The 15,930-nt window shown below is 45.5% G+C and carries 15 protein-coding genes; 13 read left to right on the top strand and 2 right to left on the bottom strand.

Annotated elements, in window-relative coordinates; genetic code table 11:
• Positions 1-109: 109 nt before the first annotated feature.
• Both gatA and gatC read right to left on the bottom strand, forming a co-directional pair.
• A complete protein-coding gene (gatA, locus tag GCU85_RS06750) occupies positions 110-1,549 on the bottom strand; it encodes an Asp-tRNA(Asn)/Glu-tRNA(Gln) amidotransferase subunit GatA (RefSeq protein WP_152810422.1) in 1,440 nt (479 codons plus the stop codon).
• Between the two features lie 95 nt (positions 1,550-1,644).
• Complete coding sequence (gene gatC / locus GCU85_RS06745; protein WP_152810421.1) at positions 1,645-1,932, bottom strand: Asp-tRNA(Asn)/Glu-tRNA(Gln) amidotransferase subunit GatC; 288 nt, start codon at positions 1,930-1,932, stop codon at positions 1,645-1,647.
• A gap of 177 nt (positions 1,933-2,109) precedes the next feature.
• On the opposite strand from gatC, the gene GCU85_RS06740 reads away from it, so the two are divergent.
• The 13 genes from GCU85_RS06740 to GCU85_RS06685 all read left to right on the top strand — a co-directional run bounded on the left by GCU85_RS06740 (position 2,110) and on the right by GCU85_RS06685 (position 15,926).
• Positions 2,110-3,156: a rod shape-determining protein gene (locus GCU85_RS06740; RefSeq protein ID WP_152810420.1), complete on the top strand. Its 1,047-nt coding sequence runs from the start codon at positions 2,110-2,112 to the stop codon at positions 3,154-3,156.
• Between the two features lie 7 nt (positions 3,157-3,163).
• The gene (mreC, locus tag GCU85_RS06735) at positions 3,164-4,255 is read left to right on the top strand and encodes a rod shape-determining protein MreC (protein ID WP_152810419.1); all 1,092 of its coding nucleotides are present in this window, start codon (positions 3,164-3,166) and stop codon (positions 4,253-4,255) included.
• Positions 4,255-4,749 (top strand): rod shape-determining protein MreD, encoded by a 495-nt coding sequence (gene mreD, locus GCU85_RS06730; RefSeq protein ID WP_152810418.1) that lies wholly within the window; start codon positions 4,255-4,257, stop codon positions 4,747-4,749. The genes mreC and mreD overlap by 1 nt, the downstream gene beginning before the upstream one ends.
• Positions 4,749-6,668 carry a penicillin-binding protein 2 gene (gene mrdA / locus GCU85_RS06725; RefSeq protein WP_152810417.1) on the top strand — a complete coding sequence of 640 codons (1,920 nt, stop codon included), beginning with the start codon at positions 4,749-4,751 and terminating at the stop codon, positions 6,666-6,668. Before mreD ends, mrdA begins: the two co-directional genes overlap by 1 nt.
• Positions 6,669-6,769: 101 nt before the next feature.
• Positions 6,770-7,957 (top strand): rod shape-determining protein RodA, encoded by a 1,188-nt coding sequence (rodA, locus tag GCU85_RS06720; RefSeq protein WP_152810416.1) that lies wholly within the window; start codon positions 6,770-6,772, stop codon positions 7,955-7,957.
• Positions 7,954-8,952: a lytic murein transglycosylase B gene (gene mltB, locus GCU85_RS06715; protein WP_152810415.1), complete on the top strand. Its 999-nt coding sequence runs from the start codon at positions 7,954-7,956 to the stop codon at positions 8,950-8,952. Before rodA ends, mltB begins: the two co-directional genes overlap by 4 nt.
• A 23-nt stretch (positions 8,953-8,975) precedes the next feature.
• Positions 8,976-9,605: a septal ring lytic transglycosylase RlpA family protein gene (locus tag GCU85_RS06710; RefSeq protein ID WP_152810414.1), complete on the top strand. Its 630-nt coding sequence runs from the start codon at positions 8,976-8,978 to the stop codon at positions 9,603-9,605.
• Positions 9,606-9,680: 75 nt separating this feature from the next.
• On the top strand, positions 9,681-11,051 hold the full coding sequence (gorA, locus tag GCU85_RS06705) for a glutathione-disulfide reductase (RefSeq protein ID WP_152810413.1): 1,371 nt from the start codon (positions 9,681-9,683) through the stop codon (positions 11,049-11,051).
• 253 nt (positions 11,052-11,304) lie between these two features.
• Positions 11,305-11,430: a hypothetical protein gene (locus tag GCU85_RS10230; RefSeq protein WP_268965672.1), complete on the top strand. Its 126-nt coding sequence runs from the start codon at positions 11,305-11,307 to the stop codon at positions 11,428-11,430.
• A 1-nt stretch (position 11,431) separates the two neighbouring features.
• Complete coding sequence (locus tag GCU85_RS10190) at positions 11,432-12,262, top strand: 5-bromo-4-chloroindolyl phosphate hydrolysis family protein (RefSeq protein WP_152810412.1); 831 nt, start codon at positions 11,432-11,434, stop codon at positions 12,260-12,262.
• Between the two features lie 79 nt (positions 12,263-12,341).
• The gene (locus GCU85_RS06695; RefSeq protein ID WP_152810411.1) at positions 12,342-13,568 is read left to right on the top strand and encodes a toxic anion resistance protein; all 1,227 of its coding nucleotides are present in this window, start codon (positions 12,342-12,344) and stop codon (positions 13,566-13,568) included.
• A gap of 96 nt (positions 13,569-13,664) precedes the next feature.
• Positions 13,665-14,741 carry an SPFH domain-containing protein gene (locus tag GCU85_RS06690; protein ID WP_152810410.1) on the top strand — a complete coding sequence of 359 codons (1,077 nt, stop codon included), beginning with the start codon at positions 13,665-13,667 and terminating at the stop codon, positions 14,739-14,741.
• A 78-nt stretch (positions 14,742-14,819) separates the two neighbouring features.
• Positions 14,820-15,926, top strand: a complete 1,107-nt coding sequence (locus tag GCU85_RS06685; protein WP_152810409.1) for a hypothetical protein — start codon at positions 14,820-14,822, stop codon at positions 15,924-15,926.
• The last annotated feature ends 4 nt before the right edge of the window (positions 15,927-15,930 follow it).

Below are 15,930 nucleotides of genomic sequence, written 5' to 3'. Positions count from 1 at the left end.
AAATTATTTTAAATTCAGAAAATTAGCTGATATTAACGCAACATTAGCGTGACATTAGCGTGACATTAGCCTAGCGGTATTATTGGCAACGAAATTATTGGCAACGAAATTAAGCGGGCGGTATCAGCAGGTGAAAATCACTTTGTTGCTGAAACTGATGGACGAGGTTCAGTAAGTTTGCCTCAGCGAAATGTTTGCCAATAAGCTGTATCCCCACAGGCAAGCCATTTGCCAGTCCAATCGGATGAGAAATGGCAGGCAGCCCCGCCAAGTTTGCCGAAATGGTACACATGTCATCATTATAGTCAAAATCCTGACCCAGCTTAGGCGCAGTGATTAAGCTGGTCGGCAATAAAATGCTATCAATATTTTCAAACAATTCGTTGAAACGGTTAAGAATAACGCGGCGCATTTTTTGTGCCTTGAGGTAGTACGCATCATAATAGCCAGCAGACAGTGCAAACGTGCCAAGCAAAATACGGCGTTTGACTTCTGGGCCAAACCCTTCTGTACGAGAAGCCGTATAAAGTGCATTTAAATCATCACTATGCACGCTACGGTGTCCGTAACGAACGCCATCATAACGCGACAAATTAGAGGAGCACTCGCTGGAGGATAAAATATAATACGCAGCGACACAGAGTTCGGGGTTAGGTAATTCGACATCGATAAACGTCACCCCCAGCTTTTCGTATTGGCGAATGGCGTCTTCGTAGCGTGCTTGTGCCTCAGCTGATTGTACGCGATCAAACAAATCACGAACTAACCCAATGGTTTTGCCTTGCACGGCATTGCCCAGCTGCCCGACATAATCATCCGTCTCACGTTTAACCGAGGTAGAGTCTTTGTCATCATGAGCAGCGGTCGCGGCCAAAACGGTTGCACAGTCGGCGGCGGTTTTGCTAAAAATACCAGGCTGATCAAAACTCGAAGCAAAGGCAATGACACCAAACCGAGACAAGCGACCATACGTGGGCTTTAACCCGGTAACGCCGCAAAATGCCGCGGGCTGGCGTACCGAGCCACCTGTGTCACTACCAAACGCAACAGGCGCTAATCCGCTAGCAACAGCGGCAGCGGAGCCACCCGATGAGCCACCCGCGCAATGTGCGGGATTAAATGGATTATTGACTGCACCGAAGGCTGAGTTTTCATTGGTTGAACCCATCGCAAATTCATCCATGTTGGCTTTGGCGATGCTGATACTGCCTGTAGCCTGCATTCTTTCAACAACGGTTGCAGTATATACAGAGCGGTAATTTGCTAGCATGTTAGACGCACAGGTCGTCAGCGTGCCGGTGATATTAAAATTATCTTTGTAAATAATGGGGATGCCCGTCAATGGGCTGGCATCGCCCGCTGAAAACTGCTGCTGGGCGGCGTTAGTCGCGTCAGTCGTCATCGGCATAATGCCTTCACAAGTCGATAAAATCGCATTGTGTGGGTCGGTTTTGATGTGTTTTAGCGTTTCTTGGGTGAGTTCGGCGACGCTTAGTTTGTTGTCGCGTAGCAGGGTGTGTAATTCGGTGATGGTTTTGTGTCTTAGCATAAGATCGCCTAGTAATCGTCTAGTTGGGGTGGATTGATTGGATTTAAGTTCTCATCGAGGGCTAATTGAGCGCCAATTAAGCGCTAATTAAGGGATTACTCAATGACTTTGGGCACCAGGAACAAACCAGCTTCAGTTTGAGGTGCTTGTGCCTGTAGTGTCTCGCGGTCAATGTCTGCATCCGCGCTATCGGGTCTGAGCGGCTGGCTAATTTCTAGCGGGTGATACAGCGGCTCAACAGAGGAAACCGATTCAAAATCAATACAGTCTAACATCGTCAAAACGCCGGTGATTTTGGCAATGGTTTTATCGTGTTCGCTCGGTGTAATTTGAATTTTGGCGAGTTGTTCTAGCTGTGCTAGCGTGTCGTTGTCTATTTTCATGAAGTCAATGGGTTGTCAATTATTGGTTTATTGTATCTTTTTAATATGTGTTTTTATACCAAAGCGGTATAATGTGGCGTTAATATTATCACCTACTATAGCGAAAAAATAAACCGTAAACACATCGCTAGGGTGATTTAGTTGGTAAAATTAGGCTAAAATAAAAGGACAAAACTTATGTTTAAAGGCTTTCGTAAATTATTCTCTAGTGATTTGGCCATTGATTTGGGTACAGCAAACACACTAATCTATGTCAATGGCGAAGGTATCGTGCTGGATGAGCCCTCAATTGTGGCGATTCGGACGCTACCCGAGGGCGGCAAAGAACCCGCCGCGTTTGGTAACGAAGCCAAGCAAATGCTAGGACGCACACCAGCTGGGCTTGAAACGGTACGGCCATTGCGCGATGGCATGATTGCTGATTTGCAAGCCACTGAACACATGCTTAACTATTTCATCAAAAAAATCCACAAACGGACCCTATCGATTTCTCCTAGCCCGACCATATTGGTTTGTGTCCCATCGGGCGCAACCCAAGTCGAAAGACGAGCCTTGTTGGATGCGGCTCGTCGCGCGGGTGGGCATCCTGTTTACTGGATGGAAGAGCCCATGGCTGCTGCCATTGGTGCTAACATGCCCGTTGAAGAAGCACGTGGTTCAATGATTATTGATATCGGCGGTGGTACATCTGAGGTCGCGGTACTATCGCTTAGCGGCATTGTCTATTCCAACTCGATTCGCATTGGCGGCGATAAATTTGACGAAGCCATTATTGATTATGTGCGTCGAAATTTTGGCGTTTATATCGGTTATCCAACGGCAGAGCGCATCAAAAAAGAAATCGGCTGTGCGTATCCAACCAGTGAAGTGCTCGAACTAGAGCTCAAAGGGCTTAGCCAACAAGAGGGCGCACCGAGAAGCTTTACCATGAACTCCAATGAAGTCCTAGAAGCATTACAAGAACCACTGGGTGGTATTGTCAAGGCAGTCAAATACGCCCTAGAACAAACCCCACCAGAGTTGGCTGGCGATGTTGCAGAGCGCGGCATCGTACTGGCAGGCGGTGGCGCACTGCTTCGTGATATTGATAAATTACTGATGGAAGAGACGGGGCTAAATGTCATCGTCGCTGAAGATCCGTTGACTTGTGTGGTCAATGGCGCAGGTAAGATTATCGACTTAATCGATACACCAGAGGCACTGCCTTTTATATCAGAGGGCTAGTGATTTAATGGTTAAAAAGAAACCACGTAAAATCACGCAAACGGAACTAACGGCACTGACGATTGTACTATTGGCTTTGAGTATTACATTAATGGTACTTGATGGCCAAAAACGTATCAGTTTTTTACGCGACAGCATCCAAATAAGTTTGGCAACGCCAGTTAAAATTGCGTCAGCATGGCCTGCAACCCTTGTCACTAGCACTCGACAATACTTCGTGAACAAATCAGCGTTATCCCAACAAAATGCCGAATTACAAAAAGAAGTCGCTTGGCTAAAGGCAGGGCTTGCCAATCAATCGGTTTTAGAGGCCGAGAATCGACGCCTAAAGCAACTACTAGACTCAAGCGCCAATTACAACCACCCCGTACAAATTGCTGAGGTGATTGATAGCTTTATCGATGCCAACAAACACCAGCTTGAGATTAACAAAGGTACCGAGTCAGGCACCTCAAAAGGACAAGTCGTGATTGATGAAAATGGACTGGTCGGTCAGGTCACTGAGGTGAATAAGCAAACCGCGATTGTGACACTACTGTCTGATGTTCGGCAGCGTATCCCGGTCTTTGTTGAGCGTAACCGATTACGCATGATTGCAAGGGGTAGCGGCGATTTGAATGAGATTGAACTCGCTTTTGTCTCTAAAGATGCCGATATTCGTGTTGGCGATAAATTAGTGACGTCAGGGCTTGGCGGACGCTATCCGCGTGGCTATGGTATCGCCACCGTCACCCAAGTATCAACCAATCCAATTAGTGAATTCACCGATGTGCGCGCCAAACCACTGGCCGCCTTAGACCGCGTCCTCGAAGTGTTGTTAATTGCGCCGAAAGCCGAAGAAAGCCTACTCGATGAAAGCCAGCTCGAAGAAAACTCACTCGAAGAAAACTCACTCGAAGAAAGCCCGTTTGAAGAAAACTCACTCGAAGAAAACTCACTTGAAACAGGGCCGCTCGATGAAAACAATGCAAATCAAACGCCCCCAACCCAAGACGCAGGCAATATAGGCAATACAGGCAATACAGGCAATACAGATAATACCGACAATGCATCCTCATCGCAATCATCGAATATTTCACCCGAAAATAGTCGCAACTGATGATGAACAAAATCCAACAAATCATAGTCATTGCGTTACTGCTACTGATCGCGCTTTATTTGCAAGAAATACCGAGCAGCAATTTGGTTCAAGGCGTTTTGCCCGAATGGCCGCTGCTACTCGTTATTGCACTATCGGCAAGCAGTCGCTATCGCCTTGCTATTGCATTTGCCTTTGTCGTCGGCTTGTTTCAGGATGTATTTTTGGGCGTACCGACACTGGGATTGCACGCGGCAATTTACACCTTGATAGGCTTTATTATGGTATCTGCCAGAAACTACTTTACGAATCTCTCGGTACTTATCCAAGCGGTTTTCGTGGCGATTGTCGTTCTCATTAAAGTATTCGTCGTAAGTTTGTATTACGCTATTTTATTCTCTGGGCCTACCCATTTTTGGACGTTGCTGAGTGTGCCTTTTAGCCTGATTGCTTGGCCGTTGGTGCAGTTAGCGGTTACCTTTTTTCTGTCATTTTTTGATGAACACACCAGCTAATGCGTGTCAATAAGAAAAAAAAGCGACCCGTCACTAACCCGACGCCAGCGTCGCATAAAAAACATAAACTAACCGATTCTGTACTGTTTACTCGGCGGGCGATAATCACACTGCTCGGCGTGTTGACTGGCGTGTTTGTGCTCTTGTCTCGCGCCTATTATTTACAAATGACCAAACATGATTTTTATCGCACCAAATCAAACCAAAATCGGGTGCGATTACAGGTCTCACCACCGCTTCGCGGTAATATTTTTGACAAAAAAGGGCGGGCGTTAACAGAAAATATTTTGAGTTACGATTTGGTGGTAAACCGCTCCAAAACAGAAAACTTGGACACACTGATTGAACACGTTGCGCGTTATATGCGGTTTGATCAAAATGATCGGGAGCGCTTTGAATCGAGCAAAAAGAAAAAACGCCATACCGAAGCCGTCGTAGTTAGAGCAGATTTAAGTGAAACCGAAATGAGCCGATTTTTGGTTGATTTATATCAATTTCCAGGGTTTGAAGTCATGCCATCGTATAAACGTCATTACCCTTACGGTCATTTAACGGCGCATATCATCGGTTACATCAATAATACCAACCAAAAAGATTTGGATGCACTAGAAGCAGCAGGAAAAGCCAAAAACTACTTATCAACGACCAAAATAGGGCGTACAGGGCTTGAACGTCAGTATGAATCTGAACTACACGGACAATCAGGTTACAGCGAAGCTGAAATCAGCCGTACTGGACGCACCGTTCGTGTATTAAACAAAGTCGATCCCGTACCTGGGGATGACTTATATTTATCGCTTGATATTGATTTACAGGCGATTTTCGCAGAAGAGTTAGCCGTTAATCAATACGATGGGGCTGCCGTTGCCATAAACCCCAATAATGGCGAAATTATGGGCATGTTTTCAAACCCAAGCTTTGATGCGAATCTTTTTGTCAATGGCATCAGTCACGCTGATTATCAGCGATTGAGCGAATCCCCGCGTAAAAACCTATTTAATCGGGCTTTAAATGGTAATTATGCACCAGCCTCTACCATCAAGCCAATGTTGTCTTTGGCTGCACTGCATCATTATGTGACCACACCAGATATCACCATTGATTGCAGCGGTAGTTACCGCATCCCAGAGCACGAAGAAACACGCCGATTTTTTTGCTGGAAGCGCCAAGGCGGTCACGGTGCCGTCGACAATTACCGTGCGTTAGTCGAATCCTGTGATGTGTATTACTATACCATTGGCAAAGCCTTAGGCATTGCACGAATTCACTCGTATTTATCGCAGTTTGGTTTGGGTAAAAAAACAGGCATAGATTTACCCAGCGAGTCGCCTGGTATTTTGCCAACCCGAGAATTTAAAAATGAAAAGTATAATACCAACTGGTTTATCGGTGATACCATCAATGCCAGTATCGGGCAAGGTTATATGGTGACTACGCCATTGCAACTGGCACAATTTACCGCGGTTTTGGCGACAAAAGGCAAAGCCTATCAACCCCACTTGGTGACGCATTATCGACCCGCTAGCCGATCAGATAAAGTTAAAAAAGCATACCCTGAGCCAACCACGGTCGAGCAGAATAACCCCAATGCTTGGCAATCAGTGAGCGAGGCATTAATCGGTGTAATGACGGACAAAATGGGGACAGCAAATAAAATTGAGGTCAACTTGCCATTTGACATTGCAGGAAAGACAGGCACCGCACAGGTTTTTTCATTTGAAGAAGGCGAAAGAATCGCCAAAGACGACCTAGAGAAACGGCTGCGAGATAACTCGCTGTTTATCGCCTACGCGCCCGCTGAAAAACCAGAAATTGCGTTGGCACTGGTTTTAGAAAATGCAGGCGGTGGCAGTGAAAGGGCGGCGCCCAAAGCCATTCGTATGCTAGAACGATATTTTGCGCTTAAATCCAGCGAGTAACGAATGATATTGATGCATAAGCAGATAGATAAACAGATAGACAAACAGACAAATAAACTGATGCATCAACTGATGCATCACCGCGTTAGCAGGCCCGATAAATGAACAGAGAAACGCCAAGTTCCGCTGCGTATTCCCCTGATGCCTATCGCACGGCGGTATACACGGATGGATATCACACTAATGCACAGCGTCCTTACGCACACCGTTTTTATCTAGACGTATGGTTGCTCGTGCTAATCGCGGCAATGATGGGTGTCAGTCTGGCGGTGCTTTACAGCACGGCTGGCGTTGAGCGCGTTAATGCGCAGGCATTTCGGTTTGGTCTTGGTATTCTCGTGATGCTCTTTGTATTATTTATTCCGCGAACGTTTTTGATATTTTTCACCCCCGCATTTTATGGTGCTACGGTTTGTTTATTGATTGGTGTTCATTTTTTTGGCACCGAAGTCAACAACGCACAGCGTTGGCTAAACATTGGTATTGGACGCATTCAGCCGTCTGAATTTGCCAAGTTAGCCATTCCGATGATGTTAGCTTGGCTATTTTATTATCGGCGGTTGCCGCCACGATTGCCTGATATTTGCTGGGCGGTATTGATTATTGCGTTGCCCGCTTACCTTGTCTATAAACAGCCTGATTTGGGGACAGCCATTATCTTGGTACTTTCTGGTGCTATCTTGTTATTTTTATCAGGGATTTCATGGAAAATCATTGGCACTGCAGCACTGCTTAGCGTCGTTTTAGTCCCTTTTTTATGGATGAAGGGCTATATCAAAGCCTATCAAAAAGAACGAATTATTTCCTTTTTAAACCCTGAATCTGACCCGTTTGGTGCAGGCTATAATATTATTCAGTCTAAAATTGCCATTGGCTCGGGTGGTTTTCATGGCAAAGGCTATGGACAAGGCACACAATCGCAATTTGAATTTCTCCCAGAGCGCACTACCGATTTTATTTTCGCTGTCTTTTCTGAGGAATTTGGTTTTCTGGGCATTATTTTGTTATTGGGGCTTTATTTTTTGATTTTTTTACGCGGCTTGTGGCTGTCGATTAATATGACCGATAACTTTTCACGCCTACTTTCTGGTACGCTGATGACGATTTTTTTTCTCTCTGTTTTTATTAACGTGGGCATGGTTTCTGGTATTTTGCCTGTCGTTGGTTTACCGTTACCTTTGATGAGTTTCGGGGGCACATCGATTATCACAACCATGCTAGGATTTGGCTTAATGATGAATTTTTACGGGTCACGACATAGAAAACAACACAAGGGGTATCAGCGATGAAATCTACAACAAAGCCACTGGCATTATTACTATTTGTTCCACTACTTACTTGGGGGAATGACTACGTTGACCATGAAAAAGGCCAAGCGTTTATTGCCGAGCTTGCAGGGCAATACGGCTATCAACGCGATACACTGGTCGCGCTTTTTGAACAAGTCGAACGCGATGACGTCATACTAGAAAAAATCTCTCGACCCGCTGAGAAAACCACGCCGTGGTACCGCTACCGTGAAATTTTCATGGATCAGCCGCGTATCGATAATGGCGTTGCTTTTTATCAAGCCAATCAATCGGTGCTACATGAGGCCTACGAAAAGTTTGGCGTCTCACCTGAAATTATCGTGGCGATTCTTGGCGTTGAGACACGCTATGGCAAAGTCATGGGTAATGATTCCGTTATTCGCGCGCTGGCGACGATTGCCTTTGATTATCCCGCACGCGAGCCATTTTTTACCAAGGAATTACGCGCTTTTTTAGAGATGGCGGCACAAGAGCAATTTGACCCACTGGTCCCCAAAGGCTCATACGCTGGCGCCATGGGTATGGCACAATTTATGCCCAGCAGCTATCTACATTATGCGGTTGACTACGAAGGCGACGGCAAACGCGACTTGTGGAACAACCCAAACGATGCCATCTTTAGTATTGCCAATTATTTGGCAGAACATGGCTGGCAGCGAGATCAATTGATTTTTGATAACGCCAACCTATTAAGCCCTTACGCAGGCGAGTATCAGCACAGGCCATTTACTACGCTGGGTGAATTAAAAGCACAAGGCGTTTTGTTGCAATCTAGCGTCGCAACTGACGACACGCCCGTTGGCATGTTGCAATTAGACGGTGCGTCAGGCCCATTGACATTTGTCACGTTTACCAATTTTGGCGTCATCACGCGTTACAATACCAGCCCGATGTATGCGATGGTGGTCACCGAATTGGCTAATGCGATTGCTAATTCGATACCTAATTCGGTATCTGGTACTATTTCAAATTAAGACGCTAAGGGAGCTAAGTGACAATGAAAGTTTTTATTATACTGATTAACCTTTTTATTGGCGGATTTTTAGCAGGCTGTGTCAGCAACGAAAGCCACACAAATGATAATATAAGCAAAAATAACATCAATCAATTAGATAACAACGATAGCAGTCACGTAAATTCATCGCCAAACCAACCAGACATCGATTTTACGCTAGGCGAACAATCAGCGATTGGTGATAAGGACGCGCGCGCAACAATAGATACGGCAATAGATACGATAGTCGATGATACGGCAGACAATCCGATTGATTTACGCCGCAAAGGCCGCTACACCATCAAAGGTAAACAATACGAGATTTTTGCCTCAGAAAAAAACTTCCAAGAAATTGGCATGGCGTCTTGGTACGGCCCAGGGTTTCATGGTAAAAAAACCGCTAGCGGAGAAATTTATAACATGTATGATATGACTGCAGCGCACAAAACCTTACCTTTGGGTACACTGGTTGAGGTTACCGACGTGAAACGTAAAAAGAAGATTACCGTGCGTATCAACGATCGCGGTCCATTTCATGGCGGTCGAATTATTGACTTATCCAAAAAAGCGGCTCAGGAACTGAGTATGCTCGAAGCAGGGCAGGCAAAGGTTCATATCCGTGTCATCGACTAACAACACGATTAAAATAAAACCAATCAAAAAACTAATTAAAAAACGATAAAAACGCAATGACTAAAGGAGGCAACGATGGCAGATAACACACACTATGACTTAATTTGTATTGGTGGCGGCAGCGGTGGCTTGGCAGCGGCAAAACGTGCAGCCGAGTATGGCGCCAAGGTCCTCGTCATCGAAGAAAAAAAACTCGGTGGCACCTGCGTCAACGTCGGCTGCGTCCCTAAAAAAATCATCTGGCATGCTGCGCAAATTGCTGATTTTGCACACTTGGCGAGCGAATACGGATTTACCGACATGCCAGTCCAGCTTGATTGGTCTACTTTTGTAAAAAAACGCGACGCCTTTATCGAAAAACTCAATGGCATTTATGCCAAAGGCTTAGATAAGTCAAATGTCGAGTGGATTTCAGGCCACGCCTCGTTTATCGATAATCAGACAATTGATGTTGATGGCACGCGCTATCACGCCAACCATATTATCATCGCCACAGGCGGTCACCCTGTTATTCCTGACAATATTCCTGGTGCGACATTGGGGATGGATAGTGATGGCTTCTTTGCCTTACAAACCTTACCTAAATCTATCGCTGTGGTGGGTGGCGGCTACATTGCCGTTGAAATTGCAGGCGCGCTAAATGCACTTGGTGTAGAAACACACCTAATCATTCGCCGCGAACGCGTACTCAAAGAAATGGACACTGATGTGACGGATTTATTGATGGATATGATGGAAAAACACGGCATCATCATTCATCGCGAGTGCGAGATTACTCAGGTTGAATCAACATCGAATGACACACTAGCGATGACTTTGTCGCAGTCGTCTTTGCCGGCAAATGTACTGCATTGCACCCAATTGCTCTGGGCAACTGGACGCCGCCCGCTAACAGGCAATATTGGCTTGGAAAACACGGGCGTTGAGCTCAGAAAACACGGTGTTGTGGTTATCGATGCCTATCAAAATACGACACAGCCTGGTGTTTATGCCATCGGTGATATTACCAACCAACCTGCGTTGACACCTGCTGCTATCGAAGCAGGGCGTCAGCTTGCAGAACGCTTATTCAATGACCAAAAAACCGCAAAGGCAGACTTTACTTATGTACCTACGGTTATCTTTTCACACCCCGCCATTGCCACCGTTGGGCTGACAGAGTCCGAAGCCAACACACAATTTGGCGAGTCCGCTGTCACCGTTTATCAGGCAACCTTTAGCCCGTTGTTACGCGCGTTAGCAACAAATAAAATCCCAACACGCCTCAAAATGGTGTGCAAAGGCCCCGAGCAAACCGTCATCGGATTGCATTTGATTGGTGATTTTGTTGATGAGATTATCCAAGGTTTTGCCGTCGCGGTGCAAATGGGCGCGACAAAAGCAGATTTCGATAAAACCTTGGCAATCCATCCAACAACTGGTGAAGAGCTGGTAACGATGCGCTAATGACAATCAAGACACCCCCTGTCAGAATGCGTCGCCAACTATTACAGGTGATTGCAGGGGGTTAGCGGTATAAGCCTTATCGGTGTGATTTTATGGCGATGATTTCATGGCGATGATTTCATGGCACAGATTTTATCGTTGGGAATTTGCGGTTATTTTCGTATAATAATAATCTAGCGTTTAACCGTTTTAATTTGAGCATCAAACGCATAAACTAATTAGCGCGTTTGTAATAAACAATGAACAATGAACAATGAAAAAAGAGGCACTAGCAATGCACGATGAAGGAATGTTGCCCGAGGGCTTTAAACGTTTTATGGGGGTTAGTTTGTTAATTATTTCCATCGGCTTTATGTCGCTATGGGGAGTATTTGCTTAAAGTGCCCAAACCCTACCAACCCAAAACCAATACCGCTAACTTTAGCGCTAGCGGGTTATTGCTTTATATTTTGCCAGCCCCGCTGGTACTGAAACTGCTGATTTCTATCATTACCTTTAATATTCCAAAAGTCGCATTGACCGCAGGTGCGTTGTTTTTCTTTTACAGCGCTGCACATTTGACGAGAAAGACACTACTGCGCCGCGCAGAAAACTTAAAACGCGCACGCCCAAAAAAAATCAAAGACAACCGTAATTGGGCCGCGCTTTATCTTGTTATTGGTCTGCTTTTTTTGATGGTACTACTCAAATCCAGATTGCCTATCATACTCCTGATGAGTTTATGTGCGATTGTGGGATATTATTTCACTTACGGATTTAGCGAAAAATTCATCGAAGAAGCCCCAGATTATGGCGATATGCCCAAAGCCACTCGACAAGCAATCGAGGGGGCTTACGCCGATTTACGCGCGATCGAAGGGCTGACGCACCAATTGGATGCGACAGTAGACGCTGCCATTATCGAAAAAGTCGAAACCGTGTTGGATAAGTCTCATGAGATTATGCAGTTATTGGTTAAATCACCGAGTGATGCGGGCAGGGCGAGGCGGTTTTTAAATGTCTATATCAATCGCATCAAAGAAATTTTGACACAGTACCTCGCGCTAGCCAAATATGGTAAAGAAACCGAGTTCAGAGAACGCCTGATTGCCGTGCTATCAGAAGCCAAAGAAGCCTTTACCAGCAAGCAATCTCAGCTGCTAAATGACGACAAACTCACACTAGATGTACAATTAGAAGTCCTTGACGAACAAATAAAAAGCGAAAAATAACCAACGATAAGTAGCCGGCATAAATAAAGCCTGCATAAATACATACCACCACTTAAAAACAACCGACGAGAAATTAGCCATGAATGAAACCCTAGACACGACCAAAATAGCCGTAGATAACCTACAAGCAGAAGTTGAAGCCATTGTAGAAAATGATACAACAGGCACTGTTGTGACGACAAAAGCATTGGTGCCCGCCAAAGAAGCGCTACCCGCCGCAGAATACGAAGCCGAATTAGACAAGGCAATCGCTGACTTGGATGATTTTTCTATCAATAATATCATCTACTTTGGCGCAAAAGCCCAAGAAGAAGTCACACAAATTTCGGATCAAATGTTAAACGGCGTAAAAAGTAAAGACGCAGGGCCTGCAGGTGCTATGCTCTCAGAAATGGTTTCTGTGTTGCGTGGCTTTGATATGGATAAACTCAACCCCAATAAAAAACAATCACTTTGGGACAAGATACTATTTCGCGCCAAGCCAATTGTTAAGTTTCAACAGCGCTATGACGCGGTAGGCGAACAAGTCGAGACCATTGCCAACAGCCTTGAGAAACACAAAGAAACTTTACTGCATGATATCAAATCGCTAGATAAACTCTACGATGCTAATTTGGCGTATTTTCATAATCTTGAGTTTTATATTGATGCAGGGGAACGCAAACTGGCACAATTAGACGACGTGGATATTCCTGCTTTAGCGACACAAGCAGAGACCTCCGATGAAATGCTGGATGCGCAAAAGCTCAAAGATTTACGCGCGTTACGCGATGATTTAGCGCGTCGCGTACATGATTTGCGGCTAACGCGCCAGGTCGTGATGCAGTCATTACCGAGTATCCGCATGGTACAAAATAATGACAAAGGCTTGGTCACCAAAATTAACTCAACATTGGTCAATACCATTCCGTTGTGGCGTCAACAATTGGCGCAAGCGATTACGATTTTTCGCTCGAATGAGGCGGCAGGTACGTTAAAAGCTGCTAGCGATTTAACCAACGATTTACTCGAAGCCAACGCTGAGAATTTAAAACAGGCGAATACGCTGGCACGTGAACAAATCGAACGCGGCATTTTTGATATCGAATCGGTGAAAAAAGCCAACGATACCTTGATTCAAACCATAGAAGAAAGTTTAAAAATAACCGAAGCGGGCAAAAAAGCGCGTAGTGAAGCGGTTGTTACGTTAGCACAGGCAGAGAGTGATCTAAAACAGGCACTGCGTGCGGCGTCGCTCAAAGCATCGCAAGCTGCTCCTGAAGCAGCGACAGAGAATACCGCAGCAAGCACAACAGAAAAAGCCTAATTGCCTACTCGTTTAATCGCTTACATTGTTGTGATGAGCGTAATGAGCGTAATGGACGTAATTGGCACAATATAAAAAAATAGCAGGAGAAAACCCATGGGGTTAATGAATTGGCTAGGTGGTGAGTTAGTTGATATCATCGAATGGACACAAACCGATGATAGCACGATGGCGTATCGCTTTCCGCGCTACCGAAATGAAATTAAATTTGGCGCTAAACTGACTGTCAGAGAAGGGCAGGTCGCCATTTTGGTTAATTTAGGGCAGCTAGCCGATGTATTCACCCCAGGCATTTATGAATTAAAAACGGAAAACCTACCTGTTTTATCGTCACTACAGCACTGGCAACATGGATTTGAAAGTCCGTTTAAGGCAGAGGTTTATTTTTTTAACACGACCGATTTTTTATCCCTAAAATGGGGGACAAAACAAGCCATTACATTAACAGACCAGACGGTGGGACTCATTCGCCTGCGTGCTTTTGGGTCTTACACCATTCGCATCGCCGATGCGGCGGTATTTTTTCGAAAACTGGTCGGAACCGATGGCAATTTTGAAATCGATGAAGTCAGCGAACACCTCTCTCAAGCACTGGTTGCACGATTTTCTGAGCAATTGGCCAGCGAAGCATTTAGCATCTCGACTTTGGCGAGCAAATACAGCGAGTTAGCCAGCTCTGTCACCAAGGCGACCGCAACAGAATTTGCGGCTTATGGCTTAGAAATTGGTCAATTGTATATTGAAAACATTTCATTACCTGAAAAAGTCCAACAAGTGCTAGATGATAAGACCGGCTTGACTATTCTGGGTGATGATTTGGGGGCTTATACGCAGATGCAAGCCGCAAAAGGGATGGAATCAGGCGGTTCGGGTAGCGATATGGCTTCTGCCGGCGTTGGTATGGCACTCGGGATGCAAATGGCACGAGAAATGACCCAAGAAAACGACCCCGTCATTCCGCAATTACCCAAGACGTATTATTTGATGGTCAATGGTCAGCGCGTAGGGCCACTGGCACTAAATACGGTGCAAGATATGCTGCTTAATCATGACATTAATTCAGAGACCATGTGCTGGAAAAAAGGCATGAAAGAATGGATGGCGCTAGAAATGATGTCTGAATTTGAAACAAACGCGATTCCGCCGCCATTTTCACCGTCAAGCCAACGCTAGCACGGATACGTTAGGTGATATAATTTCCGTGGTCAGTTATAGTATCCCTAGTATCCCTAGTATCCCAGCGTAGCAAGCATGCATCCGAAACAGGCTAAAATCTACGAATTTCGCTGTGATCAATGCGGCGCCAGTGTCCACTACCAAGCTGGCAAACACGCGCTACATTGCCAATCATGTGGGTGGCACACCCCGATTACCCATGCTGATCATACGACAAACGCGCCTTTGGCGCTTCGCGAACAATCGTTAGATGCCGCCATAGCGAATATCCAGCGTCAGCCACTCACAGCACCTAACGCCAAAACAGCCATTGATTGCACGCGGTGCGGTGCAAGTTTTATCTGGCAACAAAATGAAATCGCAGGGCGTTGCCCGTATTGCAAAAGCCCCATTGCCAAAATGGACATCACCCAACAAACCTTACACATTGATGGGTTAATTCCGTTTGTTGTTGGTCAGCACGACACAGACCGACTATTTGCTCAGTGGCTTAAAAAACGTTGGTTTGCGCCCGCCGCATTAAAAGGGCTGACTGGACACGCCAAACAATTCAATGGGGTTTATTTGCCGTATTGGACATTTGACACACTGGCGAACGTCCAATATCATGGCGAACGTGGCAAAATCATCCGTGAAACGCGAAAAAAAGCCAATAGCCAAACAGAAGTTTATACCCGCACGATTTGGCGACCCGTAACAGGCAAACTACGATGTTTTTTTGATGATGTGTTAGTTTATGCCTCAAAAACCTTTCCCAAACTCATTATTCGCAAACTTCGCCCGTGGCATTTAGCACAGGTAAAGCCTTATACGGCAGCCTACTTGGCAGGCCATCAAGCCGAACACTACCAGTTAGATATCGGCACGGCACTCAGCGAGGCGAAAGTCGCCATTGAACAACAAATTGTGCAACAAATTTATCGCGACATTGGCGGTGACCGACAACGCATCCAGTCCAAACAAATCCACTATCAACAATCAACCTATAAAATCCTGCTATTGCCTGTTTGGTACAGTGGGTTTGAATATGCTGGAAAAAACTATGTTGTAGTTATTAATGGGCAAACAGGTAAAGTTTCTGGTACTTACCCCAAAAGCCTCCCTAAAATCATCGCGGCGGTGGGGTTAGGCGCTATCGGTTTGTCTTTGGCGGTTTACTTCATTTCACAATACCAAGCTTGAGGTC

Source organism: Ostreibacterium oceani (assembly GCF_009362845.1).
Taxonomy (GTDB): domain Bacteria; phylum Pseudomonadota; class Gammaproteobacteria; order Cardiobacteriales; family Ostreibacteriaceae; genus Ostreibacterium; species Ostreibacterium oceani.
Note: the sequence above shows the minus strand (reverse complement) of the source record. Positions and strands in the feature narration are given on the sequence as shown.

Bases quoted from the DNA above. Each gene is read 5' to 3' on its own strand.
- mltB (WP_152810415.1), top strand. From the start codon at position 7,954: ATGAAATCTACAACAAAGCCACTGGCATTATTACTATTTGTTCCACTA.
- gatC (WP_152810421.1), bottom strand. From the start codon at position 1,932: ATGAAAATAGACAACGACACGCTAGCACAGCTAGAACAACTCGCCAAA.
- GCU85_RS06740 (WP_152810420.1), top strand. From the start codon at position 2,110: ATGTTTAAAGGCTTTCGTAAATTATTCTCTAGTGATTTGGCCATTGAT.
- mrdA (WP_152810417.1), top strand. From the start codon at position 4,749: ATGCGTGTCAATAAGAAAAAAAAGCGACCCGTCACTAACCCGACGCCA.
- gorA (WP_152810413.1), top strand. From the start codon at position 9,681: ATGGCAGATAACACACACTATGACTTAATTTGTATTGGTGGCGGCAGC.
- mreC (WP_152810419.1), top strand. From the start codon at position 3,164: ATGGTTAAAAAGAAACCACGTAAAATCACGCAAACGGAACTAACGGCA.
- gatA (WP_152810422.1), bottom strand. From the start codon at position 1,549: ATGCTAAGACACAAAACCATCACCGAATTACACACCCTGCTACGCGAC.
- GCU85_RS06690 (WP_152810410.1), top strand. From the start codon at position 13,665: ATGGGGTTAATGAATTGGCTAGGTGGTGAGTTAGTTGATATCATCGAA.
- GCU85_RS10230 (WP_268965672.1), top strand. From the start codon at position 11,305: ATGAAAAAAGAGGCACTAGCAATGCACGATGAAGGAATGTTGCCCGAG.
- mreD (WP_152810418.1), top strand. From the start codon at position 4,255: ATGATGAACAAAATCCAACAAATCATAGTCATTGCGTTACTGCTACTG.
- rodA (WP_152810416.1), top strand. From the start codon at position 6,770: ATGAACAGAGAAACGCCAAGTTCCGCTGCGTATTCCCCTGATGCCTAT.
- GCU85_RS06685 (WP_152810409.1), top strand. From the start codon at position 14,820: ATGCATCCGAAACAGGCTAAAATCTACGAATTTCGCTGTGATCAATGC.
- GCU85_RS06695 (WP_152810411.1), top strand. From the start codon at position 12,342: ATGAATGAAACCCTAGACACGACCAAAATAGCCGTAGATAACCTACAA.
- GCU85_RS06710 (WP_152810414.1), top strand. From the start codon at position 8,976: ATGAAAGTTTTTATTATACTGATTAACCTTTTTATTGGCGGATTTTTA.